This window comes from Pseudofrankia asymbiotica, assembly GCF_001983105.1.
Classification (GTDB): domain Bacteria; phylum Actinomycetota; class Actinomycetes; order Frankiales; family Frankiaceae; genus Pseudofrankia; species Pseudofrankia asymbiotica.
On the sequence record NZ_MOMC01000043.1, the window covers coordinates 108,232 to 131,354 of the forward strand.

A 23,123-nucleotide genomic window follows, 5' to 3' on the forward strand; every position below is an offset into this window, starting at 1 on the left:
ACCGGCGATCCATGCCGTTGATTCCTGCCGAAGCCCCGCTTTCTGCCGGCGGCTTCCAGACCGGTGACCAGGCAGCCCGCACGCGCGGCGTGCGGCGGTATCACGGTGGTGAATCGCAGTTAGCCGCTGTTCGCATTTCCGCCCGGCCGTTGCGCGCACTAGCGTCGAACGCGTTGCGCGACTACGAGGAGCCGATGCGATGGACCGCGTCCACAGCAAGCGGAACAGCCCAGAGCTCACCCGCCCGAGAGTGTTGGCAACCGACATCGCCTGGCCCTCGGCGGACGTGGAGCGCGCGGTGCTGGCCGAGGCCGGGGCCACACTCGTGGTGGCCCCGACCGGCGACAGCGCCGAGCTGGCAGCCCTCGCCGCCGACGCCGACGCCATCCTCACCTGCTTCGCCAAGGTTCCCGCCGAAGTCCTGGACGCGGCGCCGCGCTGCCGCACCGTCGCGCGCTACGGCGTCGGCGTGGACAACATCGACGTCGAGCACGCCACCCGGCTCGGCATGGTCGTCAGCAACGTCCCGACCTACTGCACCGACGAGGTCGCCGACTCGGCGCTGTTGGGCATCCTCGCGCTGGCCCGCAGGCTGGTCCCGTTCACCCGGGACGTCGCGGCGGGCGGCTGGGGCCGTTCCGTGCCCGGCACGTCGGTCCGGCTGCGCGGCCGGGTGCTCGGTCTCGTCGGGCTGGGCGCGATCGGCCGCGCGCTCGTGCCGCGCGCGCGGGCGATCGGTCTCGACGTCGTGGCGTTCACCCGCTCGGGCGGCGTCGACCCGGGGATTCGCCGCGCGGCCTCGTTGGAGGAACTGCTCCGCGAGGCCGACGTCGTCTCCCTGCATGTGCCCCTGACCGACGGGACCCGTCACCTCATCGGTCCCAGGCAGCTGGCCGCGATGAAGCCGACGGCGTGGCTGGTGAACACCGCCCGCGGCGGCCTCGTCGACACGGACGCGCTGCTCGCCGCGCTCGACGCGGGCGTGATCGCGGGCGCCGCGCTGGACGTGACCGATCCCGAGCCGCTGCCGGCCGACCATCCGCTGCGTGGCCGCGCCGACGTCGTCCTGACCCCGCACGTCGCCTTCTCCTCGGACGGGTCGCTCGCCGAGCTGGCGCGCAAGGCCGCCGGCAACGTCGTCGACGTGCTCCAGGGCCGGATTCCGCGCACCGTCGTCAACCCGGACGTGCTGACCAGCGCCGCCCTGCGCTCGCCGCTGGCGGCCCGGTGACCTCGGCCGCCATCCTGGATACCGGCGCGCTGGCCCGCCACCTGGTCAGCCGGGGGCTCGCCACGTCCCCGCTCGACGTCGAGGTCCGCGAGCTGGCCGGCGGGGTGTCGAACGACGTCGTCGCGGTCCGGGCTCCCGGCCTCGACGCGGTAGTCAAGCGGGCGCTGGGCCGGCTGCGGGTCGCCGAGGAGTGGCTCGCCGACCCGGGCCGCATCGACACGGAGGGCCGGGCGCTGCGACTGGCCGGCCGGCTCGTGCCCGGGGCGGTCCCCGCGGTGCTCGACCTGGCCGACGGCTACCTGGTCATCGAACGGGCCCCGGACCCGTGGCGGACCTGGAAGCAGGACCTGCTCGCCGGCACGGCGCGGGTCGCCGTGGCCGACCGGCTCGGCCGGGCGCTGGGCCGCTGGCAGTCCGCCACCGCCCGCGAGGCCGGCGTCGCGGGCGAGTTCGCCGACGTGACGGCCTTCGACCAGCTGCGGGTCGACCCGTTCCACCGCACGGTCGCGAGACGGCACCCCGGCCTGGCCGGCCCGATCCACGAGACGATCGAGACCATGGCTGCGAACCGCCGCTGCCTCGTCCACGGCGACTACACCCCGAAGAACGTGCTGGTCGGACCGGCGGCGACCGACCTGTGGGTCATCGACTGGGAGGTCGCCCACTTCGGCGACCCGACCTTCGACCCGGCCTGGACGGTCGGCCACCTGCTGCTGAAGTCCATCCACCGGCCGGCGTCGGCACCGGCCTACGCGGCGGCGGCACGCGCCTTCCTCGCCGGGCTCGCCGCCGGGTGGCTCGAAGCCAAGCCGCTCGAAGCCAAGCCGCTCAGCACCGCGCCGCTCAACGGCGGACCGTTCAACGGCGGACCGCTCGACGCGGCCCAGCTCGTCCGGCAGGCCGGCTGCCTGCTGCTCGCCCGGGTCGACGGCAAAAGCCCCGCGGAGTACCTCACCGCGAACGGCCGGGCCCGCACCCGCGCGCTCGGTCGCGGCCTGCTCGCCGACCCACCCGCCACGTTGACCGACGCCTGGGAGCGGCTCACATGAGCGACACCACCATCACCGGACTGTTCGCGTGGGAGGCGCTCGACTCCCGCGGCCGGCCCACGGTCGGCTGCGAGGTCCGCCTCGACGGCGGGGCGACCGGGTCGGCGACGGTGCCCGCCGGCGCCTCGACCGGCCGGCACGAGGCCCGCGAGCTGCGCGACGGTGGCCCGCGGTACGGCGGCCAGGGGGTCCGCCGCGCGGTCGCCCACGTCACCGGGGAGATCAACGACGCCGTCCGTGGCCTCGACAGCACCGACCAGGCCACGCTCGACGAACGGCTGCGCGCCCTCGACGGCACCGCGGACCTGCGCCGGCTCGGGGCGAACGCCGTGCTGTCCGTGTCGGCCGCCGCGGCGCTGGCCGGCGCGCGGCAACGCGCGGTGCCGCTGTTCGAGGCGGTCGCCGACGGCTCCGGCGCCCCGCTGCTGCCGCTGCCCATGGTCAACATCATCTCCGGTGGCGCGCACTCGGGCCGCTCGATCGACGTCCAGGACTTCCTCGCGGTCCCGCTGGGAGCGGCCTCGTTCGGCGAGGCGATCGAATGGGCGGCCCGGGTCCGCGCCGGCGCCGCCGAGGAGCTGGCCGCCCGGGGCCTGCCGGTGGCCCTGGTCGCCGACGAGGGCGGGCTCGGCCCGCTCCTGCCGACCAACCGCTCGGCGCTGGACATCCTCGTCGCCGGGACCGAGCGCGCCGGGCTGCGGCCCGGCGCGGACGTCGGGATCGCCATCGACATCGCCGCCAGCCAGTTCGTGCGCGCGGACGGGCGCTACGTGCTCGCCGCCGAAGCCCGCGAGCTGACCGCCGGCGAGCTGGTCGACGAGCTGGTCGACTGGTGCGCCCGCTATCCGATCGTCTCGCTGGAGGACCCGCTCGCGGAGGACGACTGGGCCGGCTGGCGGACGGCCACCGAGCGCCTCGCGGGCCGCCAGCTGCTCGGCGACGACCTGTTCGTCACCAGCCCCGACCGGCTGGCACGCGGCGTCGACGAGCGGGTCGCCAACGCGGTCCTCGTCAAGCCCAACCAGACCGGCACGCTGAGCACCGCCCGTACCGTCGTCCGCCGGGCGCACGCCGCCGGGTACGCCACGGTCCTCTCGGCCCGGTCCGGCGAGACCGAGGACGACTGGCTGGCCGACCTCGCCGTCGGCTGGCGCACCGGCCAGATCAAGGTGGGCTCCACCATGCGTTCGGAGCGCACGGCGAAGTGGAACCGGCTGCTGCGCCTCGAGGCCGAGCTGGGCGACCGCGCCGAGTACGCCGGCCGGGCCGCACTCCCGCAAGCCTCACCGCCGCAAGCCGCACCGCCGCAAGCCGCACTGCCGGACAGCGGGCCCCCACACCACTCCCAGCCCGAGGTCAGGAGCACGCCATGACGCAGCCCATCGACGGCTACGCGCTCGGCCGGTTCGATGACGGTGCCGGCCCGTTCACCGGCCTGGCGCTCGGCGACCGGGTCCTGCGGCTGCCGGACGACGGCCTGGTGAAGGGACCGCCCACCTACCTGGCCCTCCTCGAGGAATGGGCGACGGTGGCGGCGGCCCTGCCCCGGCTGGCCAGCGAGGCCAGCCCTGGCGACGGTGTGCCCCTCGCGGCGCTGCGGGTGCTGGCACCGGTCGAGCCACGGCAGATCATCCAGGCGGGCGCGAACTACCGGTCCCACGTGGCCCAGATGATCGTGTCCGGCAAGGCGCCCGACGACACCCGGTCGGACGACGAGCTGCGCCAGGCCGCCGAGCGGGAGATGGACGACAAGGTCCGTCACGGCCTCCCGTTCCTGTTCGCCGGCCTGCCCAGCGCCCTGACCGGCCCGGACGACGACGTCGTCCTGCCGCCGGAGTCGGCGCAGGTCGACTGGGAGGCGGAGCTGGCCGTCGTCATCGGCACCCGCGCGCACCGGGTGTCGAGACAGCGAGCGCTGGACCACGTCGCCGGCTACACGGTGTGCAACGACGTCAGCGCCCGGGACCTCCAGTTCCCGCCCGAGAACAAGGTGTTCGGCGGTGACTGGCTGCGGGCCAAGAACCGCCCGACGTTCCTGCCCACCGGGCCCTTCCTGGTCCTGGCCGACCGGGTCCCCGACCACCGGCAGCTGCGGATCACCCTCGACCTCAACGGCGAGCGCCTGCAGGACGACCTTCCGGCCAACATGCTGTTCGACGTTCCCAGCCTGATCGCCGCCGCGTCGGTGTCCAACACGCTGCTGCCCGGCGACCTGCTGCTCACGGGCAGCMCGGCCGGCAACGGTGGCCACTGGCGGCGCTGGCTGCGGCCAGGCGACGTCATGGAGGCAGCCATCGCCGGCCTGGGTGCGCAGCGCAACCGCTGCGTCGCCGAGGTCGTGTGACCGAACCGGACCGCGACCGCCAGCGCACGGCCGACAGCTCGACGAGACCCTCCCGGCGGTCGCCCGTCGCCACGCGGCTGATCGTGTCGTGCGTGTCCGCCGCCGGAGCGCGCCCTGCGCTCGATCTGCGCACGGCCGGCCTTCTCTGGTGAATCATGCGTCCGGTGGATTTGAGGAATAGCAACGACGCACTCCCGCCGCCCGCGTTCCCTTTCTAGCGTCAGCGGCATCACTGGCACACATCACACCGGAGGATCCCCATGGGCAGCCTGATTGCGAAGCTGGGTTACGTGGGCGTTCAGACACCCCAGTACGAGGAATTCCGGGCCTGGGGCCCTGACGTGCTGGGCTGCATGCTCGGGCCCGACGGCGAGGACGGCGCCGTCCGGCTCAAAATCGATGACGCGGACTACCGGCTCTCGTTTCATCCGGGCGAGGACTACCGCCTGCTGTTCGCCGGCTGGGAGGTGCTCAACCATCGCGATCTCGACGCCGCGGTCAGGCGTCTGGAGGAGGCTGGCGCGAAGCCCCGCTTCGCCGGCAAGGACGTGGCGAGGGCCCGCGGCGTCGACCAGCTCGTCCAGTTCGAGGACCCGTTCGGCCAGCCACTGGAGCTGTTCTGCTACCAGGAGTCGAACTACCACTACTGGTACCCGCCGCGGCCGCACGCCGGGTTTGTCACCAAGGAGCAGGGGCTCGGCCATGTCGTGTTCGCCGTGCCCGACGCGCGCCAGGCCGTCGACTTCTACATCGACGCGATGGGCTTCGTCCCGAGCGAGATCATCACCCTGATGCCACCCGTCGGAGAGATGTGGTTCCTGCGGGCCAACCCCCGGCATCACAGCGTCGCTTTCATCGAGGTGCCGAACTCGGTCGGGCTGCACCACGTCTACCTGGAGTCGGCCCACATCGACGACGTCGGCTACTCGTATTTCGAGGTCCTCGGTGGCGACGCGAACCCCGACCTGCAGATGGCCCTCGGCCGGCACGTCGCGGACGAGGTCATCTCCTACTACGTGCACACCCCGGGCGGATTCATGATCGAATATGGCTGGGGCGGCGTCGCGATCGACCGGGCGGAGGGGCGCTCGCCCAACAACCTGAACTTCCGCAAGGGCAAGCGCCCGGAGATGTGGGGCCACAAGTTCCGGTACCAGCCCAACGAGGCCGTGCACCCGTACCAGCCCTGAGGTCAGCGGAAACAGACAAAGGAGTCCCCCATGCCTGCTGTCAGCAATGTCCTTGTCGTCGGGGGCGGCTTATCCGGCACCGCGGCGGCGATCCTGCTCGCCGAGGCCGGCGTCGCCGTGGACCTCGCCGAGATCAACCCCGCGGTCAGTGCCCTCGGATCCGGTATCACGCTGCAGGGCAACGCGCTGCGGGTGCTGCGCCAGCTCGGCGTCCTCGACGAGTGCACGGCCGCCGGATACCCCTTCTCGAAATTCGTGGTGCGCATCCCCGACCAGCGAGCCACCGTCGTCGCCGAGATGGACGACCTGCCGTTCGGCGGCCCCGACCTGCCCTCGACCATGGGCATGTACCGCCCGAACCTCGCCCGGATCCTCGTGAGCCGCGCCGAGCGGGCAGGCGTCAGCTTCCGCTTCTCGACCTCGGTCGAAGCGCTCGCCCAGGACGACTCGGGCGTCGATGTCCGGTTCGCGGACGGCTCGTCGGGGCGCTACGACGTCGTCGTCGGCGCCGACGGAGTCCGCTCGTCGACGCGCCGGCTGGTCGGGATCGACCTGGAGACCCGACCCCTCGGCATGGGCGCCTGGCGGATGGTCGGGCCGCGGCCGGCCGACCTCGTCTCGACCCAGGCCATCTTCGGCGGCCCGTGCTACATCGCCGGCGTGACACCCACCTCGGAGACCGGCGCGTACTGGTTCCTGGTGGAACCGGTACGCGACCGGACGGCCCAGACGCCGGCCGAGCGGCTGGCCGACTTCCTCGACGCCACCCGCCCCTACCACGGCCCCTGGGACGAGGTGCGCGACTCCTTCACCGACCCGGCCGACCTGCATTACACCGGCTTCGAAGCCCACCTCCTGGACCCGCCCTGGAACCGCGGCCGGGTCGTGCTCATCGGCGACGCGGTGCACACCTGCCCGCCGACGATCGCGCAGGGCGCCGCCATCGGCCTGGAGGACGCCGCCGTGCTGGCCGAACTCCTCACCACCTCGCCCGCGGTCGACGACCAGCTGTGGACGGCGTTCACCACGCGGCGGTACGCACGGGTGAAGACGGTCGTCGAGGCCTCGCTGCAGGTGGCCCAGTGGAACATCGACCACGTCCAGGGTGACGTACCCGGCCTCACCCGCACGATCGCCGACCTCGTCAGTCAACCGGCCTGACGCGCGGCAGGCCGGACGCCCAGCTCGCGGCGGCCGGTCCGCCGCGCGGCGGACCGGCCACACCCTGCGCCGGGGGGCTCCCGCGTGCGGGGCGTCCGCCTGGCCGCCACCGGGCCCGTTGCCGTACCCGACGCGACTGGTACGGCGACGGGCCCACCCGCTACTTCCGTGAGCCCGCGGGCCGCCGCGGTGTCACGCGGGCTGGCTGGTGAGGGCGGCGATGCGACCCATGAGCGCCGGGACGTCGCCCTGCTCGTGGGTCAGTTGCCAGCGAGCGAGCTGCAGCGAGGCCTCCACCACCGTCCGGACGCGGTCGAGGCGCCGGTCGGCGAACGCCCGCAGCAGCTCGTCGTCGACGCTGTCGGCCGTTGTGAGCAGCTCGGTCAGGACTGCCGCGTCCTCGAGCGCCAGCGCGGCGCCCTGGGCGAGAGTGGGCGGGCAGGTGTGCACGGCCGGCAGGTCCGGGCCGCCGGACCGGTGCTCGGCCAGCTCCGCGAGCACGGTGGCCGCGGGGTCGGGTGCACGCAGGACGAGCCCTTCGGACGGCCAGCCCTGGGCCAGGCACTCGTCCAGGACGCCGAGCTGGCGCAGCACCCGCAGCGCGTTGCCCTGCAGCGTGATCCCGGAGCCGAGCGCGGTCACGTCGGGCTTGAGCTCGACCAGGTCGACGTGGACCCCCGCGTCGGCGAGCAGAATCGCGGCGGCCGCGCCGGCAGTCCCACCGCCGACGACCAGCACGCCGCCTATGGCGGGCACCTGTGGACTCCCTTGTCCGGACAAATCAGAGGCGGACGAACTGTCGGAGAGCGGACGAACTGTCAGACAAGGGGTCAACCTAGCCGAGGGGCGGTCAACCTCGCGAGGGGCGGTCAGACGGGCGGCGCGACGAACAGGCCGCGGTCGACGTCGTTGAAGCTCTCCTTGACGAGCTGGTCGTCGAACGGGTTCGCCGTCCCCCACTGGTCCTGGACCGAGATCTGGGAGACGTCGTGGTCACTGGGCTGCCAGGTGTCCTCGTCGACCAGCGCCAGCTCGGTGGTGTACTCGACCGTGTTGCCGTGCGGGTCGAGGAAGTAGCTGAAGGTGTTGTCGCCGGCCAGGTGGCGGCCCGGTCCCCAGATCAGGCGGGTGCCGGCACGCAGCAGCCGGCCGGTCCCGCGCAGGTACTCGTCCACGCCGCGCAGCTCGAAGGAGACGTGGTGCAGCGAGACGTGCGGGCCCTTGGCGATGGCCAGGCTGTGGTGCTGCGCGTTGCAGCGCAGGAACTTCATCAGCTCGCCGGCGTAGGGGTGCACCAGCGTGTCGGACAGCGCGAAGCCGAGGTGCTGTTCGTAGAACGCCTGCGTGCGCGGGATGTCCGGCGAGTTGAGGACCACGTGCGAGAGCCGGACCGGGATCGACTCACGTTCCTCGATCGCGCGGTGCTGGCGGGTCGCGACGTCGGCGGAGACCTCGATGGTCCGGCCGTCCACGTCGAAGAAGCGGAAACCGTAGCCGCCGCCGGCGGTCTGCAAGGTACCGGGCTCGTTCACCAGCCGCACGCCGGCAGTGGCGAGCCGTCCGGCCAGTGTGTCGACGTCGGCGGGCGTCGCCGCCCCGTAGGCGATGAGGTCGAGACGCTTTTCCGCGTCTTTTCGTAGCCGCACGACGTACTGCTCGGGCGATCCCTCGGCGGCGAGGAAGACGATGCCGTCGTCCTCGGCGACCGGGGTGAGGCCCCACAGCGCGGTGTAGAAGTCGCGCTGTCTGTCGTAGTCGGGCACCGCCAGGTCGACGTGCCGCAGGTGCGTGATCAGGCGATCGGTCATGGCTGCTTCCGTCCGGTTCGAGCGGGTCCCCGGGCCAGAATCGGCCCACGGCGGCGCCCGGCGGAAACTCTCGTTCTGAATACCGGTAATCCGCGCCGTTGATGTCTGTCGCCGGGGCAGGCCGGGGACGCGCCGGCCGGTGCACCCGCGGCCGACCGGGGGCACCCGGCCGGCCGCGGTGCCCTCAGCGGGCGACCTCGCCCAGCAGGTAGCGCGTCGCGGTCTCCCCGAGGTCGTGCGCGAACACCTCGTCGTCGACGGCGTCCGGGGTCGCGAAGTCGGGACCGTACGCGATGCGGATCATCGCGGCCGCGAAGACGGTCGTGAAGCACGACCGGATCGCGGCCGCCGGATCGTCGTGGGTCATGGCCGGGGCGACCGGCAGCAGGACCCGCGTGAACGCCTCGCCCAGTGCCTGGCTGTACCGCGAGCCGCGCCGTCGCACCTCCGGATGGGTCGAGGAGATGAGGACGACCGCACCCAGGAACCGCTGGTGACGCAGCGCGATGTGCAGCATCTCGGCGACCGCCGCCCGGACCAGCTCCTGCGGCGCCAGCCCGGCCCAGTGCGCGGCGTCGGCGAAGACTTCCTGCTCGCGGCTCAGCCGGCTCACGCCGTGCTCGTACACGGCCAGGAAAAGCGTGTCCTTGTTGGCGGCCCGCRCATAGAGGAAAGGCGGCGCGACCCGGGCCCGCTCGCACAGGGCGGCAATGGTGAAGGCGCTGTAGCCGCCATCTTCGAGAAGGGCCACGCCCGCGTCAAGCGCTCGTTGCCACGCCTCGCGGCTGCGCGCCTGCTTCGGGGGGCRCAGCTCCAGATCCGCGACCGGACCGCGACCGAGCTCGTCCATCAGGCAATTCTCCCGCAGGGCTTGACGCCACGGCTGGCGCACTGCAATCTGCCCAAATATTAGTGCACGCTACTGTTTATCCCCCTCCGAGGTGCCCCCTGATGAGCAGTGCCACCAGCCCCACCCCTCCCCCCGGCCGTATCGCGGTCTTAGGCGCCGGCCCGGCCGGCATGGCGACCGCGCTGGGCGCGATCAAGGCCGGGCACGCCGTGACCGTCTACGAGCGCTACCGCGAGGCCCGGCCGGCCGGGAACATCCTCAACCTCTGGCCGCCGCCGCTGAAGGCGCTCGGGCTGCTGGGCGTCGACACCGCGGACCTGGGCGCGCCCACGGACTCGCAGTTCCGCAACGCCCGCGGGAAGGTCCGGGTCGACGTCAAGCAGGACGCGGACGTCCGGGCCGCCTATGGTGGCGGGTTCATCGGCCTGTTACGGCCCGAGCTCTACGAGCGGATGCTGGCCGCGATCCCGCTGGGAGTGATCGAGTTCGGTCAGCAGGTGGACCGGATCGAGCAGGACGAGCGAGCTGTCACGCTGCATTTCTCCGACGGCACCACCGCCGAGCATGACGTGCTCGTCGGGGCGGACGGCATCGACTCGCTGGTGCGCCGCACGCTGTGGGGCGACGCGCCCAAACGCGAGCACCGGCTGCAGGCCTTAGGCGGATTCACCCTTGACAAGGTCGACGGCACGACGCCGAACACGAGCGTGATCGGCCACAACCGCACCATCCAGGGCAGCTGGACGTCGATCCGGCACAAGGGCCGCGACGGCAACCAGTGGTGGGTCCTGAACGCGACCGACCCCGACGCCCCGGCGCCGCCCGACCTCAAGGCGGTCGCGACGCGGCTGGCGACGGGATTCCCGGAGCCGCTGCCCGGGCTCATCGCGGTGACCGAACCACAGAACATGCAGCGCTGGGTGCTGCGCGACCGCGAGCCGCTCGGGCAGTGGTCGAAGGGCCGGATCACCCTGGCCGGCGACGCCGCGCACCCGACCTCGCCGTACGCCGCCTACGGCGCCGGCATGTCGATCGAGGACGGCTACTTCATCGGCCGCACGCTGCGCGGGCTCGACCTGACCGACCTCGCCGCGGTGCGCGCGGCACTGCAGTCCTACGAGGACCGGCGCAAGCCGCACACCCGCTACCAGGTCCAGCAGGCGTGGCGGCTCGGCAAGATCTTCCACCACCTGCCCGCGCCGCTGCGCCCGCTGCGCGACCTCGTCTTCGACCACACGCCCTTCCTCCAGAAGGTCGCCGGCGACGCCAACCCGAAAATGATCAGCCAGCAGCTCGCACTCATCGTCGACTGACGGCGACCACCGCGAGCAGGACCCACGGGAATCCTGCTGACACCGGCTTTGCGGCCAGCGCATGCCCGATACGGAACCATGCTCAATCAACCCACCCTGCCGAGAACCGCCGGCGCAGGGGGCGACAGCCCTCGTCGCCGGCGGCTTCTGGCACACAGCTCGCCCGCCTTCCGCGCCGAGCGGGGCGCCACCACATAAGGAGCGCGAATACGTGGTATCCCCAGAACCCGCTTTCCCTGGATGGCAGCCGGGGGAAGAGTCGTGGGCATGACCTGGCCATCGCCGCCGCTCGCGCGTGCCGCAGCGGAGAGTCTCCGATGAGGCTCGCCACCTTCACCACGACCGCCGGCGCGGACCGGCCCCGAGCGGGCGTCGTCTCGGGCGAGCGGGTGCACCCCTTTCCGCCGGGGCTGACCATGCGCGACCTCGTCGAGCGCGGTCTGGAGGAGGTACGGCAGCTTGCCGGCGAGGCGCTCACCACCGGCGGCCACCCGCTGGCCGACGTCCGGCTGCTGGCCCCGCTGGCGCCCGCGTCCGTCCGCGACTTCGTCGCTTTCGAGGAGCACGTGCAGGGCATCCGCCAGGCCGTCACGGGCGTCGCGGGCGTGCCCGACGCCTGGTACGACGGGCCCACCTTCTACTTCACCAACCCGCACGCGATCCTCGGGCCAGAGGAGCCGGTGCCCTTCCCCGCCGCCTGCGCGGCGCGCGACCTCGAGCTGGAGGTCGCCGTCGTCGTCGCCACCGCGGGCCGCTCGCTGAGCGTCGAGCAGGCGCGCGACCACGTGTTCGGCTACACGATCATGAACGACTGGTCGGCGCGCGACCTGCAGGGCCGCGAGATGCAGGTCGGCCTCGGACCCGCCAAGGGCAAGGACTTCGCCACGACCCTGGGCCCGTGGATCGTCACCGCGGACGAGCTCGAACCCCACCGCGACGAGGACGGGTTCCTGCGGCTGTGGTGCACGGTCAGCGTCAACGGCGCCGAGATCGGCCGTGACCTGCTGTCCAACATGGGCTGGACGTTCGAGGCGCTGATCGCGTACGCGTCCCGGGACAGCCGGGTCGAGGCCGGCGACGTGCTCGGTTCGGGCACCGTCGGCAACGGCGGCTGCCTGGGCGAGCTGTGGGGCCGGCGCGGCACGCAGGACCCGCCCCCGCTCGCACCCGGCGACGTCGTCACGCTCACCGTCGAGGGCATCGGCGCGATCAGCAACGTCGTCGCCGTCGCCGAACCGGCCCCCGACCTGCCCGCCGCACGCCTGCGCGACCCGGCACTGGCCCGCAAGGCGGCGTCCTCGTGACCGCCCTCGCCGGCCGCACCATCGTCGTCACCGGCGCCGCCTCAGGAATCGGCGCCGCGGTCGCGTCGGCCGTGGAGGCGGCCGGCGGCACGCCGATCGGCCTGGATCAACAGCCGTCCGCGCGGGTGCGGTCACTCGACGTCCGCGAACAGGCGCAGTGGGCCGCCTTCGCCGCCCAGCTCGACGGTCGGCCGGTGCACGGGCTCGTCACCTGCGCCGGCATCACCTGGCGGGCACGCCTGGGCGACGTCGAGCCCGAGGCGTTCTGGAACACGCAGGCGGTCAATGTTCTCGGCCCACTGCTCGCGATCCGGGCGCTGGCCCCGCTCATGCCCGCCGGCGCCTCGATCGTCACCATCGGATCCCTCGCGGCGCTGCAGGGCCATTACCCGGTCGCGTACACGACGAGCAAGTGGGCGGTCCGCGGCCTCAGCCACGCCGCCGCGCTCGAGCTCGCCGGCCGAGGAATACGCGTGAACGCCGTCCATCCCGGCTTCATCGACACCGCGATGACCGCGACAGCGCCCCAGACGTTCCGTGACGCCTCCCTTGCGCAGACGCCGCTCGGGCGCGCTGGGGCCCCCGAGGAGGTCGCGTCCGTCGTCCTGTTCCTCCTGGGTGACGGCGCCTCGTTTGTCACGGGCGCCGAGATCCCCGTCGACGGCGGCGCGAGCTCCCACGGCGGCGCCAAGGCGGTCTCCGACGCGCTACGAGCGTCCTACGTCCCACCCACGCCGGTCAGCGCGGCCTGACACCGCCCGGTCGACAGGCACCGAAGAGGTCACGATGTTCGAGTACTTTCCCGGCAACTACATCTGGAACATGAGCGTCGTCGCGACGCTCAACAGCGGCGGCCTGATCGACGAGGTCGACCGCGCGTGCCGGCCGCTGCGCGAGCTGGCCGCCCAGGGGGCGGACCTCGGCACCCGCGAGCTGATGGCCGCGTGGGCCGCCGTCGCCGACCAGCTCGAAGCGCAGGCGGCCGAGGCCGAGAAGGCCGGCCACCGGCGCAGCGCCGGCCAGAAGTACCTGCGCGCGTCGAACTACCTGAGCCAGGCCGAGCGGATGCAGAGCGCGACGAGCCCCGACCGGCCGGCCGTCTACCAGCGCCTGATGGACCTGCTCGCCAAGGGCATCGAGCTGATCGACCCGGCGACGACCCGGGTCGAGGTGCCGTTCGAGGACAGCGCGCTGCCGGCGTACTTCACCAGCGCGGCGACACCGGACCGGCCCCGGCCACCCGTGATGGTCATGTGGAACGGGCTCGACTCGACCAAGGAGCACATGTACGCCTCCGGCTTCGCCGGCGAGCTGGCCGCCCGCGGCATCTCGACGCTGATGGTCGACTGCCCCGGCAGCGGCGAGGCGCTGCGGCTGCGCGGCCTGAGCGCCCGGGTGACCTCCGAGGACTGGGCGAAAGCCTGCGTGGACTACCTGGAGGGCCGCGACGACGTCCGCGCCGACCGGATCGGCATCGTCGGCTGGTCGCTGGGCGGCTACTACGCCCCCCGCGCCGCCGCCTTCGAGAAGCGGCTGGCGCTGTGCGTCGCCTGGGGGGCGAACCACAACTGGGGCGCGGTCCAGAAGCGCCGGCTCGAGCGCGAGGGCGAGAACCCCGTCCCGCACTACTGGGAGCACGTGCTGTGGGTCTGGGGCGAGACCGACCTGGACACGTTCATCACCAAGGCCGCGGACGTCCACCTCGACGGCGTCGTCCAGCAGATCACCGTGCCGTTCCTCATCGCCCACGGCGAGACCGACCGCCAGATCCCGGTCGCCTACGCGCACCGGTCCTACGACCAGGCCGTGCACAGCCCGAAGCGCGAGCTGCGGATCTTCACCACCGCGGAGGGCGCGAGCGAGCACATCGGCCTCGACCACCTCCCCCACGTCGGCAGCTTCATCGCCGACTGGATCGAGGCAACCTTCGCCGAGCTGGACGCCGGGCGATGAACCCCGGCGACCTCGACCGCACCGACCCGGCGGGAGCCGTCGCCGCGGCGGCCAAGCGGGTCTCCAACTGGGGCCGGTGGGGCGCGGACGACGTCCGGGGCACGATGAACTTCCTCGACGCGGACAGGCGCCGCGCGGCGGCGGCCCTCGTGCGCACCGGCGAGTCGTACTCGCTCGCGCAGCGCTTCGACATGGACGGCCCGCAGAAGGGCTGGCGGCGGCGCACCAACCCGGTCCACACCATGCTCGACACCGGGGTCGACGCCGTCCACGGCGACCAGGGCTTCCCGCACGGCATCGGCGGCGCCGACGACGTCATCGCGATGCCGCTGCAGTGCTCGACCCAGTGGGACGGCCTCGGGCACATCTTCGACCACGGCGTGGCGTGGAACGGCCGGCCAGCCGACAAGGTCGTCACCAGCCTCGGCGACCTCGTCACCGGCATCGAGACCGTCGCCGACGTCATCGCCGGGCGCGGCGTGCTGCTCGACGTCGGCCGGGCGATCGGCACCGACGGGGAGCTGCCCGACGGGTTCGCGATCACCACCGAGCACCTCGCGCGGACCATCGAGCGCCAGGGCGCCTCGGCCGCGGTCGGGCGCGGCGACCTGCTGCTCGTGCGCACCGGCCAGCTGACCCGCGCGCGCCGCGACGGCTGGGGCGACTACGCCGGCGGCCCGGCGCCCGGTCTGTCCTTCACGACCGCCGACTGGCTGCACGGCACCGAGATCGCCGCCATCGCGACCGACACCTGGGGCTTCGAGGTCCGGCCCAACGAGTTCGACCACGCGTTCCAGCCCCTGCACCAGGTCGCGATCCCGCACATCGGCCTGTTCCTCGGCGAGATGTGGGACCTCGACGCGCTTGCCACCGCCTGCGCCGCCGACGGCGTCTACGAGTTCTTCCTGACCGCCGGCCCGCTACCGGTGACGGGCGCGGTCGGCGCGCCCGTCAACCCGATCGCGGTGCGATGACCCGTCCGCGGTGACCGCGGCGCGGGCGCGCTGAGCCCCCGGTCGCCCCGCAACGGCGCGGGGCGACCGGGTCAGCGCACAGGCCAGCCGGTGTAACCCTCGGCCAGGTAGGCCGAGCCGGCGCGCGAGGACACGAGGCTGGTCAGCTCGCCGAGCTGGCGTCGCTCGTCGAAGGCGGACTCGCCGCCGGCCCGGTGCAGCATGGTCGTCATCCAGTAGGAGAAGTGCTGGGCCCTCCAGACCCGGTCGAGGGCCCGGTCGGTATACGTCTCCAGCCCGGCGGCGTCGTTCTTCAGCAGCGCCCGCTCGATGCCCTCGGCGAGCAGGCGGGCGTCGGCGAGCGCGAGGTTGAGGCCCTTCGCGCCGGTCGGCGCCACGGTGTGCGCGGCGTCGCCGGCGAGCAGCAGCCGCCCGTGGCGCAGCGGGGTCTGCACGAAGCTGCGGAAGGGCAGCACGGTCCGCTCGATGACCGGCCCCTCCCGCAGGCGGAAGCCGTCCGCGCCGGCCAGCCGGGTCTGCAGCTCGTCCCAGATCCGGTCGTCGGACCAGTCGTCCGGGTTCTCGCCCGGGTCGCACTGGACGTACATCCGCTGCACCGCCTCGGTCCGCTGGCTGATCAGCGCGAACCCGGCCGGGGACCGGGCGTAGATCAGCTCGGGCGCACTGCGGGGGGCCTCGACGAGCACGCCGAACCAGGCGTACGGGTACTCGCGGAAGAACTGCGTGGCACCGGTGACCAGCGCCCGGCAGACGCTGCGGGAGCCGTCCGCGCCGACGACCAGGTCCGCCGTGACCTCGTGCCGGTGGCCGTCCGCGTCGGAGTACCGCACCGTCGGGGCGGTCAGGACGTCGGCGACCTCGGTGTCACTGATGCCGTAGCGCAGGTCCGCGCCGGCCGCGGTGCGGGCGCGGTGCAGGTCGGCGAAGACGTCGGTCTGGGGATACAGCCAGCACGAGGCGCCCGCCAGGTCCTCGAAGTCGATCCGGTGGCTGGTCCCGTCGAAGCGCAGCGAGATGCCCTCGTGCCGGTGGCCGTCGCGCAGGACCCGGTCGAGCCCGGAGTCGACGAGCAGGCGCACGCTGTCGCGTTCCAGGATGCCGGCGCGGTGGGTCGTGGAGATCGTGTGCGCGTCCCGGTTGTCGAGCACGACGCTGTCGATCCCGGCCAGGTGCAGCAGGTGGGCGACCATCAGCCCGGCCGGGCCGCCGCCGACGATGGCGACCCGGGTCCGGGTGCGGCTACTGGCCGCGGTCATGATGTCCCCACCGCGACGCCGAGCCGAGCGCGCAGCTCGGCGACCGTGGCGCCGAAGGTCTGCCGCGCGACCACGCCGCGCGGCGTGACGTCCAGGACGGCGAGGTCCGTGTACAGACGGGTGACACAGCCGGCGGCGGTGAGGGGGTAGGTGCAGGCCTGGACGAGCTTCGGGGCGCCGTTCCTGGTGAACAGCGTCATCATCACGTAGACGCTTCTGGCGCCGATGGCCAGGTCCATCGCGCCGCCGACGGCGGGGATGTCGTCCGGCTCGCCGGTGTGCCAGTTGGCGAGGTCCCCGGTGACGGAGACCTGGTAGGCGCCGAGGACGCAGACGTCGAGGTGGCCGCCGCGCATCATCGCGAAGGAGTCGGCGTGGTGGAAGTAGGCCGCGCCGGGCAGCTCGGTGACCGGGATCTTGCCGGCGTTGGTGAGATCGGGGTCGACCTGGTCGCCGAGGGCGGCCGGACCCATGCCGAGCATGCCGTTCTCGGTGTGCAGGACGATGCCGCTGGCGGGATCCAGATGGTCGGCGACCCTGGTGGGCTGGCCGATGCCGAGGTTCACGTAGGACCCCGCCGGGATGTCCCCGGCGATCAGCGCGGCCAGCTCGTCGGGGGCGAGCGGGCCGCGGTCGGTGTGCTCGACCGTCACGGACGGCTCGATCACTATGTCGCGCGATGCCATCATCGGGCTCCCTTGACGGTGTAGTGACGGGCTTGGACTGCCACGACCCGGTCGACCCGGTCGACGGGGACACCGGGGACACCGGAGCCGGCGACCGCCGCTCCGGCGGTGCCCAGCACCGGAGCCCGGCTCATCGGCGGGCCTCTGCGTCGGCCTCCTCGGTGAGCACCCGCTGGGCGATCCGGAACGCGGTGTTGGCGTCCGGAACGCCGCAGTAGATCGCGCTCTGCAGGATGACCTCCTTGATCTCGTCGGTCGTCAGGCCACCACGCAGCGCCGCGCGCACRTGCATCGCGAGCTCCTCGTGGTGGCCGCGGGCGATGAGCGCGGTGAGCGTGATCATCGAACGGTCCCGGCGGGCGAGGCCGGGCCGGGTCCAGATCGTGCCCCAGGCATACCGGGTGATGAGCTCCTGGAAGTCCGCCGTGAAGCTGGTCGCCGCCGCGGTCGCGGCCTCGACGTGGGCGTCGCCGAGCACCTGCCGGCGGACGGCCAGGCCGGCGCGGTAGACGTCCCCGACAGTGGGCCCCGTCGTGGCAGTGGGCGCCGTCGTGGCAGTGGGCGCCGCCGCGCGCCCGGCCGCGGACAGCGCACCGCGCAGGAGGTCGGCGACCCGCTGGGGAGCCTCCGCGGGGGCGAGGTGCGCGACGTCGTCGAGCACGGCCAGGCTCCCGTCCCGCACCCCGGAGGCGATCCGCTCGAGCGCGGCCGGCGGTGTCACGGCGTCGTGGGCACCCGCCACCGCGAGCACGGGCCCGTCGATGTCGGCGAGCCGGTCCCGGACGTCGAAGTCGGCGAGTGCCGCGCAGGCCTGCGCGTATCCCTCCGGGTCGACCTCGACCAGAGCCCGCAGCAGCCCGGCGGCGGCGTCCGGCTGGCGGTCCAGGAAACCGGGACCGAACCAGCGCCGCGCCGAGCCGGTGACCATGGTGGCGCAGCCGGACGCGCGGACGGTCGCGGCGCGTTCCCGCCACCCCTCCGCCTCGCCGATCTTCGCACCGGTACACAGCAGCGCCGCGTGGCGCACCCGGTCCGGGGCGTCCAGCAGCAGGCGCAGGCCGACGGCGCCGCCGAGCGAGACACCCGCGTAGGCGAACCGCGCCGCGCCGTCGCCGCGGGCCGTCGTCACCTCCGCCGCGTAGTCGAGAACACCCGTGGCCAGCTCGGCGACCGTGAACGGCCCGCGGACGGGCGTGCCGCCGTGGCCGGGCAGGTCCCAGCCGACCACGTGGAAGCTGTCACCGAGCAGGCCGGCCGCCCGCGACCACAGCGCCGTCGACGAGGTGCCCAGCGACGGGCCCACGACCAGCAACGGCAGGCCGGGGTGACCGGCGAGCTCGACGCCCGTGAGCCGAGGGACGGTCATCGCGTGGCCTCCAGGTAGGCGTGCGCTCGCGCGAGCACGGTGGTGACCACCGCGTCGGCGGCGCCGAGGTACTCGTCGTCGGCCGGGTCGCCCCCGGCGAAGGCGGCGACCGAGCGGCGTTCCGCTGTCAGGTCGGGCCAGGCGGCCGTGGCCGTGACCCGCATCCGGGCGCCCTCGACCCGCAGCCCGCGCAGCAGCTCGCTGGTGTGGCTCGCCGCCACGACGGCGCGGCGCGCGAGGTCGCGCACCGTGGGCCACTCGGCGTGCCAGGCGCCGTCCGGCCGCTCGTCCCCGGCGAGGGCCGCCGCCAGGTGCAGCGTCGAGGCCAGCGCCGGCGCCGTGAGCGCCGCCCGCCGGATGAGCACCGACAGCACCGGGTTGCGCTTCTGCGGCATGGTCGACGAGCCCCCGCGCCCGGCCGGGGCCGGCTCCACCAGCTCACCGATCTCCGAGCGGGACAGCGTGGCCACGTCGGTGGCGAGATGCCCCCAGGCGTCGGTACCGGTGACCAGCGCGTCGCCGATCGCGGTGAACGTCGTGCGGGTCGTGTGCCACGGCGGCACGGGCCGCAGGCCGAGGGCGGCCGCGGCCTGCGCCGCGGCACCGGTCACGGCCCCGACGGGGTCCGCGGCGCCGCGCAGCCTGGCCAGCTCGACGGCGGCCGACAGCGTCCCGGCGGCGCCCCCGAACTGGGCCGGCAAGGGCACCCGCGCGAGGGCGTCGGCCGCGTCGAGCAGCCCCGCCAGCCAGCCGGCGGCCTTCGCCCCGAAGGTCGTCGGGACGGCGTGCTGCGTCAGCGTGCGCCCGGCGATCACGGTGCCGCGGTGGGCGTCGGCCAGGACGGCGAGCGAGCCGACCTGGTCGCGCAGCTCCCGGCGCACCCGTTCCACCACGTCACGCAGCAGCAGGACGAGGCTCGTGTCGAGCACATCCTGGCTCGTCAGGCCACGGTGCACCCAGGCGGCGCCCGGCCCGCTGGCCCGCTCCCGCCACAGCGCCACGAGCGCCGGCACCGGGTTGCCGGCCCACTCGGCCGCGTGGGCGATCTCGACCAGGTCATCGGGCCCGACGAGGCCGGCCAGCTCGGCCGTGCCGGGCGCGATCCCCGCCCGCGCGAGCGCGTCGAGCCACGCCTGCTCGACCCGCGCCATCGCCGCCAGCCACGACAGCTCGCTGCCGAGGTCCCCGGCGCGCTCGTCACCGGGCCAGAACAGATCAGTCATGAACGGTGATCATTGCCCCGGGTAGCGGACGAAGACGGTCTCGGCCGCGCCCTGGAGGTGGATGTCGAAKACGAAGCCCCGTTCGTCCCGTGCGGCGAGCAGGGTTCGCCGGCGCTCGGCGGGCAGCGAGGACAGCAGCGGGTCGGCGGCCAGCGCCACGGTGTCGCCGGGCACATAGGCCCGGGTGAAGAGCCGGTCCAGCAGGCCGCGGGCGAAGACGGTGACGGCGAAGAACGCCGGCCTGCCAGGTCCGGCCGGACCGGGCACGAGGGTGCTGAACGCGTACTGCCCGTCCCCGCCGGTGGCTGCCCGCCCAAAGCCGGTGAACGTCCGACCGTCGCGGCGCAACGAGCCGGGACCGCGCGGAACGGTCCCGTCGGGACAGGTCTGCCAGATCTCGACGAGCGCGTCGGGCACCGCCCCGCCCGCGCCGTCGAGCACGCGTCCCCGCAGGACCACCGCCCCCGGGCTGCCCGGGGGCACGAGGTCACCGTCGCCGTCGTAGGGGAGGCCGAAGTGAAAGAACGGCCCGACGGTCTGGCCCGGGGTCGCCCTCAGCGTCATGCGGCGCCCGCCGGCTCGAGCGGAGTCGACCGGCCGCCGGCCAGCACGATGTCCCAGCGGTAGCCGGTCGCCCACTCCGGGCTGGTCAGATCGTGGTCGTAGGCCGCGACCAGCCGGTCGCGGGCCCGCTGGTCGACGATCGACTGGTGGATCGGGTCGAGCGCGAGCAGCGGATCTCCCGGGAAGTACAGCTGCGTGACGAGGCGCTGGGTGAAGCAGGCGCCGAACACCGAGAAGTGGATGTGCGCCGGGCGCCACGCGTTGAGGTGATTGCGCCACGGGTAGGGACCCGGTTTGATCGTCTGGAACCGGTACCAGCCGTCCTCGTCGGTCAGGCAGCGTCCCGCGCCGGTGAAGTTCGGGTCCAGCGGCGCCGGATGCTGGTCGCACTGGTGGGAGTACCGCCCGGCGGCGTTGGCCTGCCAGATCTCGACGAGCTGCCCACGGACCGGCCGGCCGCCGCCGTCGACCAGCCGACCGGCCACGAGGACGCGCTCGCCGATCGGCTCACCCGGGTGACCGGTCGTCAGGTCGGCCTCCAGCGGGTCGACATCGCGGTCGCCGAAGCAGGGAGCCCAGAGCTCGATCGCCTCGGGGTCGACCTCGAGCGGGTCGCTGGTGGGGTGACGCAGCAGGCTGCTGCGGTATGGCGGGTAGTCCAGCCGCGGCTGGGTCTCCTCGGCGCCGGCCTGCCGGTAGCCAGCCTCGATGGCCGCGATCTCGGAGCTGATCACGGACTGTGGCTCCAGGTCGGGCGCCGGCGCGGCGGTGCTGCTCATGGGGGGCAGCGTAGGAGCGACGGGGGCGAGCGCGAAGGCACACTTTTCCGCTCAGTGGAAGGATGGGCCGTATGGCGGGAAACACCGGCACCCCCGGCTCGACCGTGACGGAACGGATCATGATGATCCTCGGCGCGTTCCAGGAGCAGCACCCGCGGCTGCCGCTGTCGGACATCGCGCGCCGCGCCGGCCTTCCACTGGCCACGACCCATCGCCTGGTCGGCGAGCTCGTGCGGCACGGCGCGCTGGCCCGCGCCGGCGACCACTACGTCATCGGTCGGCGTATCTGGGAGATCGGGCTGCTCGCCCCGATCGAGTCCACCCTGCGCGAGACCGCCGCGCCGTTCCTGCACGACATCTACGCCACCACCCGCGCCACCGTCCACCTGGCGGTCCGCGACGGCCACGAGGTGCTCTACCTCGAGCGGATGGCCGGTCGAGCCTCGGTGCCGGTCGTCAGCTCCGTGGGCAGCACCCTGCCGATGCACGCCACCGGCGTCGGCAAGGTGCTGCTCGCGCACGCGCCCGAGAACGTCCGCCGAGATGTCCTGGCGTCGCTCACCCGGATCACGCCGTACACGATCACGCAACCGGGCCGGCTGAACGAGCAGCTGGAGCAGGTCCGGCGCACCGGCTGTGCCACGACGGTCGAGGAGATGACGCTGGGCGCGTGCTCCGTCGCCGTGCCGGTCCAGTACCGGGAGCAGGTCGTCGCCGCGATCGGCATCGTCGTACCCACGCTCAGGCGCGATCGCGGCCGGCTCACCGCCGCCCTCCAGGTCGCCGCGCAAGGGATCTCCCGCCAGCTCGGCGCGCCMCGTGGCGACACCCGCCTGGAAAGATTGGGCACGTACGCGACCGCGAACCCGGCTCCCGGCCAGACCGGCCGCGCGAACGGGCTACCCCGTTCGGGTGTCGGCTTACCTCAATGAGCCTTTCCCGTGTGCCCAGCAGACTGGAGGTGACGCCGTGTAGGCGGTCGATCTACCTGTCGTAAGCTCGTCGTCGCTTGCCGGTGTGAGTCCGGTACGGATAGCTGCCAGGAGGCCCGGTAGCAGGCTGGCGGCTTCGTCTGGAAACGGGCGGGGTCGAAGCCAGGGCTCCGGCGAGGTAACTCACCGCTTTGATCGGCTACAGGCTGCGACGAGCAGGCCGAGTGCCGCGTTGCGATCGGCGGYGGCCTCCTCCAGGGTTTCCTTGATTTTCCTCCTGCCGTTGAGGCGGAGGATTCCGATGGTCAGGTTCCGGAGGCTCGCGAAGGCGTGGTTGGTGTTCCCGGTATAGGTCGGATCGTCGTCTTCGCGCCAGGCCGTGTCGCGAATGTAGTGGATCTCGTTTTCGATCCCCCATTGGCCGCGGACGTGGGAGTGGAAGTAGGACGCTGTGGCGTGCGTGCCCGTAGCGCTGGTGAGGGCGAGAGCATATTCGCGAGTAAGGCGAACTCCGGCGAGGTCGAACTCGTCTCGCCGGATGATGGCCGCATTGTTGACATGTGGGAACTCGATACCTTCGGCTTCCGTGGCCCACGTCTGCCATTTTTTGATCCGGCCGTGCCCGCGCTCCTCGACCTCGTGGTGGGCTGGTTCCTGGAGAAGTGGAAGGACCCGCTCGAACGTCTGCCTTTTGAGGGTCGGGCGATTCCCCTTCACCGTCATCACGTAGTCCATCCCGTGCTTGACGATGTCCTTTGCGGTGTCGTCCTGCGTATGCGCCGCGTCGAGGGTCACAGTCRGACGGCCTGGCATTTCCGGAAGCTGGTCGAGTAGATTCTCGACCTGGGTGATCTCGTTGGTGTCGTCGGGGACGCGGATCTGTCCGACGACGAGGCCTCTGCCGTGGATCATCGCGGCAAGTAGCTTGACCTGTGTCTTCTCATCTACCCATGCGCCACGCATGACCTTGCCATCGACCGCGATGGCGATCTGCTCCCCGTGCTCCCGGGCGGTCTGCGTGAACAGCCAGCAACCGATGCGGGCGTCCAGAGCCGCTATGTCGATGACCTGGAGAACTGCGCGGATCGCCTTCTCGCTGGGTACTCGGTACCGTCCGAGAAAGTGGTCGTAGGGCGCGCC

Annotated in this window: 23 protein-coding genes; 12 read left to right on the top strand and 11 right to left on the bottom strand. The window is 73.0% G+C overall.

What is annotated here, in order from left to right; translation table 11 throughout:
* Positions 1–199: 199 nt before the first annotated feature.
* From BL253_RS21185 to BL253_RS21210, 6 genes are all read left to right on the top strand, one after another.
* Positions 200–1,231: a C-terminal binding protein gene (locus tag BL253_RS21185; protein ID WP_076818864.1), complete on the top strand. Its 1,032-nt coding sequence runs from the start codon at positions 200–202 to the stop codon at positions 1,229–1,231.
* The gene (locus BL253_RS21190) at positions 1,228–2,280 is read left to right on the top strand and encodes a phosphotransferase family protein (protein WP_076818865.1); all 1,053 of its coding nucleotides are present in this window, start codon (positions 1,228–1,230) and stop codon (positions 2,278–2,280) included. Before BL253_RS21185 ends, BL253_RS21190 begins: the two co-directional genes overlap by 4 nt.
* Positions 2,277–3,653 carry a phosphopyruvate hydratase gene (gene eno, locus BL253_RS21195; protein ID WP_076818866.1) on the top strand — a complete coding sequence of 459 codons (1,377 nt, stop codon included), beginning with the start codon at positions 2,277–2,279 and terminating at the stop codon, positions 3,651–3,653. The genes BL253_RS21190 and eno overlap by 4 nt, the downstream gene beginning before the upstream one ends.
* Positions 3,650–4,624, top strand: a complete 975-nt coding sequence (locus BL253_RS21200) for a fumarylacetoacetate hydrolase family protein (protein ID WP_076818867.1) — start codon at positions 3,650–3,652, stop codon at positions 4,622–4,624. Before eno ends, BL253_RS21200 begins: the two co-directional genes overlap by 4 nt.
* 260 nt (positions 4,625–4,884) lie before the next feature.
* Positions 4,885–5,814, top strand: a complete 930-nt coding sequence (locus BL253_RS21205; RefSeq protein WP_076818868.1) for a VOC family protein — start codon at positions 4,885–4,887, stop codon at positions 5,812–5,814.
* A gap of 30 nt (positions 5,815–5,844) precedes the next feature.
* The gene (locus BL253_RS21210; RefSeq protein ID WP_076818869.1) at positions 5,845–6,975 is read left to right on the top strand and encodes an FAD-dependent monooxygenase; all 1,131 of its coding nucleotides are present in this window, start codon (positions 5,845–5,847) and stop codon (positions 6,973–6,975) included.
* 192 nt (positions 6,976–7,167) lie between these two features.
* Here BL253_RS21210 and BL253_RS21215 read toward each other — a convergent pair whose 3' ends face one another.
* The 3 genes from BL253_RS21215 to BL253_RS21225 form a co-directional block, all read right to left on the bottom strand.
* On the bottom strand, positions 7,168–7,731 hold the full coding sequence (locus BL253_RS21215; protein ID WP_081438521.1) for an FAD-dependent monooxygenase: 564 nt from the start codon (positions 7,729–7,731) through the stop codon (positions 7,168–7,170).
* Positions 7,732–7,844: 113 nt separating this feature from the next.
* Positions 7,845–8,783: a VOC family protein gene (locus BL253_RS21220; RefSeq protein WP_076818871.1), complete on the bottom strand. Its 939-nt coding sequence runs from the start codon at positions 8,781–8,783 to the stop codon at positions 7,845–7,847.
* A gap of 184 nt (positions 8,784–8,967) precedes the next feature.
* A complete protein-coding gene (locus tag BL253_RS21225) occupies positions 8,968–9,633 on the bottom strand; it encodes a TetR/AcrR family transcriptional regulator (RefSeq protein WP_076818872.1) in 666 nt (221 codons plus the stop codon).
* A 101-nt stretch (positions 9,634–9,734) separates the two neighbouring features.
* Here BL253_RS21225 and BL253_RS21230 point away from each other — a divergent pair, with 101 nt between their 5' ends.
* The 5 genes from BL253_RS21230 (at position 9,735) to BL253_RS21250 (ending at position 15,177) form a co-directional block, all read left to right on the top strand.
* Positions 9,735–10,946, top strand: a complete 1,212-nt coding sequence (locus tag BL253_RS21230) for an FAD-dependent oxidoreductase (RefSeq protein ID WP_076818873.1) — start codon at positions 9,735–9,737, stop codon at positions 10,944–10,946.
* Between the two features lie 317 nt (positions 10,947–11,263).
* Positions 11,264–12,250, top strand: coding sequence for a fumarylacetoacetate hydrolase family protein (locus BL253_RS21235; RefSeq protein ID WP_076818874.1), 987 nt, complete (start codon positions 11,264–11,266; stop codon positions 12,248–12,250).
* Positions 12,247–13,002 (top strand): SDR family NAD(P)-dependent oxidoreductase, encoded by a 756-nt coding sequence (locus BL253_RS21240; RefSeq protein ID WP_076818875.1) that lies wholly within the window; start codon positions 12,247–12,249, stop codon positions 13,000–13,002. The genes BL253_RS21235 and BL253_RS21240 overlap by 4 nt, the downstream gene beginning before the upstream one ends.
* Before the next feature lie 34 nt (positions 13,003–13,036).
* Complete coding sequence (locus tag BL253_RS21245) at positions 13,037–14,203, top strand: alpha/beta hydrolase family protein (protein WP_076818876.1); 1,167 nt, start codon at positions 13,037–13,039, stop codon at positions 14,201–14,203.
* Positions 14,200–15,177 carry a cyclase family protein gene (locus BL253_RS21250; protein ID WP_076818877.1) on the top strand — a complete coding sequence of 326 codons (978 nt, stop codon included), beginning with the start codon at positions 14,200–14,202 and terminating at the stop codon, positions 15,175–15,177. The genes BL253_RS21245 and BL253_RS21250 overlap by 4 nt, the downstream gene beginning before the upstream one ends.
* Positions 15,178–15,248: 71 nt before the next feature.
* On the opposite strand, the gene BL253_RS21255 is transcribed toward BL253_RS21250, so the two are convergent.
* The 7 genes from BL253_RS21255 to pcaH are packed head-to-tail and all read right to left on the bottom strand — an operon-like array spanning position 15,249 to position 21,051.
* A complete protein-coding gene (locus BL253_RS21255) occupies positions 15,249–16,433 on the bottom strand; it encodes a 4-hydroxybenzoate 3-monooxygenase (RefSeq protein ID WP_076818878.1) in 1,185 nt (394 codons plus the stop codon).
* On the bottom strand, positions 16,430–17,119 hold the full coding sequence (locus tag BL253_RS21260) for a 3-oxoacid CoA-transferase subunit B (protein WP_198946340.1): 690 nt from the start codon (positions 17,117–17,119) through the stop codon (positions 16,430–16,432). The genes BL253_RS21255 and BL253_RS21260 overlap by 4 nt, the downstream gene beginning before the upstream one ends.
* Positions 17,119–17,253 carry a hypothetical protein gene (locus tag BL253_RS44805; RefSeq protein ID WP_274535230.1) on the bottom strand — a complete coding sequence of 45 codons (135 nt, stop codon included), beginning with the start codon at positions 17,251–17,253 and terminating at the stop codon, positions 17,119–17,121. Before BL253_RS44805 ends, BL253_RS21260 begins: the two co-directional genes overlap by 1 nt.
* On the bottom strand, positions 17,250–18,485 hold the full coding sequence (gene pcaDC / locus BL253_RS21265; RefSeq protein ID WP_076818880.1) for a bifunctional 3-oxoadipate enol-lactonase/4-carboxymuconolactone decarboxylase PcaDC: 1,236 nt from the start codon (positions 18,483–18,485) through the stop codon (positions 17,250–17,252). The genes BL253_RS44805 and pcaDC overlap by 4 nt, the downstream gene beginning before the upstream one ends.
* The gene (locus BL253_RS21270; protein ID WP_076818881.1) at positions 18,482–19,708 is read right to left on the bottom strand and encodes a lyase family protein; all 1,227 of its coding nucleotides are present in this window, start codon (positions 19,706–19,708) and stop codon (positions 18,482–18,484) included. The genes pcaDC and BL253_RS21270 overlap by 4 nt, the downstream gene beginning before the upstream one ends.
* Before the next feature lie 9 nt (positions 19,709–19,717).
* A complete protein-coding gene (pcaG, locus tag BL253_RS21275) occupies positions 19,718–20,272 on the bottom strand; it encodes a protocatechuate 3,4-dioxygenase subunit alpha (RefSeq protein ID WP_076818882.1) in 555 nt (184 codons plus the stop codon).
* Complete coding sequence (pcaH, locus tag BL253_RS21280) at positions 20,269–21,051, bottom strand: protocatechuate 3,4-dioxygenase subunit beta (protein ID WP_076818883.1); 783 nt, start codon at positions 21,049–21,051, stop codon at positions 20,269–20,271. The genes pcaG and pcaH overlap by 4 nt, the downstream gene beginning before the upstream one ends.
* A 71-nt stretch (positions 21,052–21,122) precedes the next feature.
* Between pcaH and BL253_RS21285 the strand changes: the two genes are divergently transcribed.
* Entirely contained in the window at positions 21,123–21,983 is an 861-nt protein-coding gene (locus BL253_RS21285; protein WP_081438522.1) for an IclR family transcriptional regulator, read from the top strand.
* Between the two features lie 183 nt (positions 21,984–22,166).
* Here the strand turns inward: BL253_RS21285 and BL253_RS21290 are convergent.
* Positions 22,167–23,123: ISAs1 family transposase (locus BL253_RS21290; RefSeq protein ID WP_076818884.1), on the bottom strand; the 957-nt coding region annotated here is incomplete at its 5' end.

What these genes read in the sequence shown, in the direction of transcription:
- BL253_RS21185 (WP_076818864.1), top strand. Translation starts at nt 200, where the DNA reads ATGGACCGCGTCCACAGCAAGCGGAACAGCCCAGAGCTCACCCGCCCG.
- eno (WP_076818866.1), top strand. Translation starts at nt 2,277, where the DNA reads ATGAGCGACACCACCATCACCGGACTGTTCGCGTGGGAGGCGCTCGAC.
- BL253_RS21205 (WP_076818868.1), top strand. Translation starts at nt 4,885, where the DNA reads ATGGGCAGCCTGATTGCGAAGCTGGGTTACGTGGGCGTTCAGACACCC.
- BL253_RS21210 (WP_076818869.1), top strand. Translation starts at nt 5,845, where the DNA reads ATGCCTGCTGTCAGCAATGTCCTTGTCGTCGGGGGCGGCTTATCCGGC.
- BL253_RS21220 (WP_076818871.1), bottom strand. Translation starts at nt 8,783, where the DNA reads ATGACCGATCGCCTGATCACGCACCTGCGGCACGTCGACCTGGCGGTG.
- BL253_RS21230 (WP_076818873.1), top strand. Translation starts at nt 9,735, where the DNA reads ATGAGCAGTGCCACCAGCCCCACCCCTCCCCCCGGCCGTATCGCGGTC.
- BL253_RS21235 (WP_076818874.1), top strand. Translation starts at nt 11,264, where the DNA reads ATGAGGCTCGCCACCTTCACCACGACCGCCGGCGCGGACCGGCCCCGA.
- BL253_RS21245 (WP_076818876.1), top strand. Translation starts at nt 13,037, where the DNA reads ATGTTCGAGTACTTTCCCGGCAACTACATCTGGAACATGAGCGTCGTC.
- BL253_RS21250 (WP_076818877.1), top strand. Translation starts at nt 14,200, where the DNA reads ATGAACCCCGGCGACCTCGACCGCACCGACCCGGCGGGAGCCGTCGCC.
- BL253_RS21255 (WP_076818878.1), bottom strand. Translation starts at nt 16,433, where the DNA reads ATGACCGCGGCCAGTAGCCGCACCCGGACCCGGGTCGCCATCGTCGGC.
- BL253_RS21260 (WP_198946340.1), bottom strand. Translation starts at nt 17,119, where the DNA reads ATGGCATCGCGCGACATAGTGATCGAGCCGTCCGTGACGGTCGAGCAC.
- BL253_RS44805 (WP_274535230.1), bottom strand. Translation starts at nt 17,253, where the DNA reads ATGAGCCGGGCTCCGGTGCTGGGCACCGCCGGAGCGGCGGTCGCCGGC.
- BL253_RS21270 (WP_076818881.1), bottom strand. Translation starts at nt 19,708, where the DNA reads ATGACTGATCTGTTCTGGCCCGGTGACGAGCGCGCCGGGGACCTCGGC.
- pcaH (WP_076818883.1), bottom strand. Translation starts at nt 21,051, where the DNA reads ATGAGCAGCACCGCCGCGCCGGCGCCCGACCTGGAGCCACAGTCCGTG.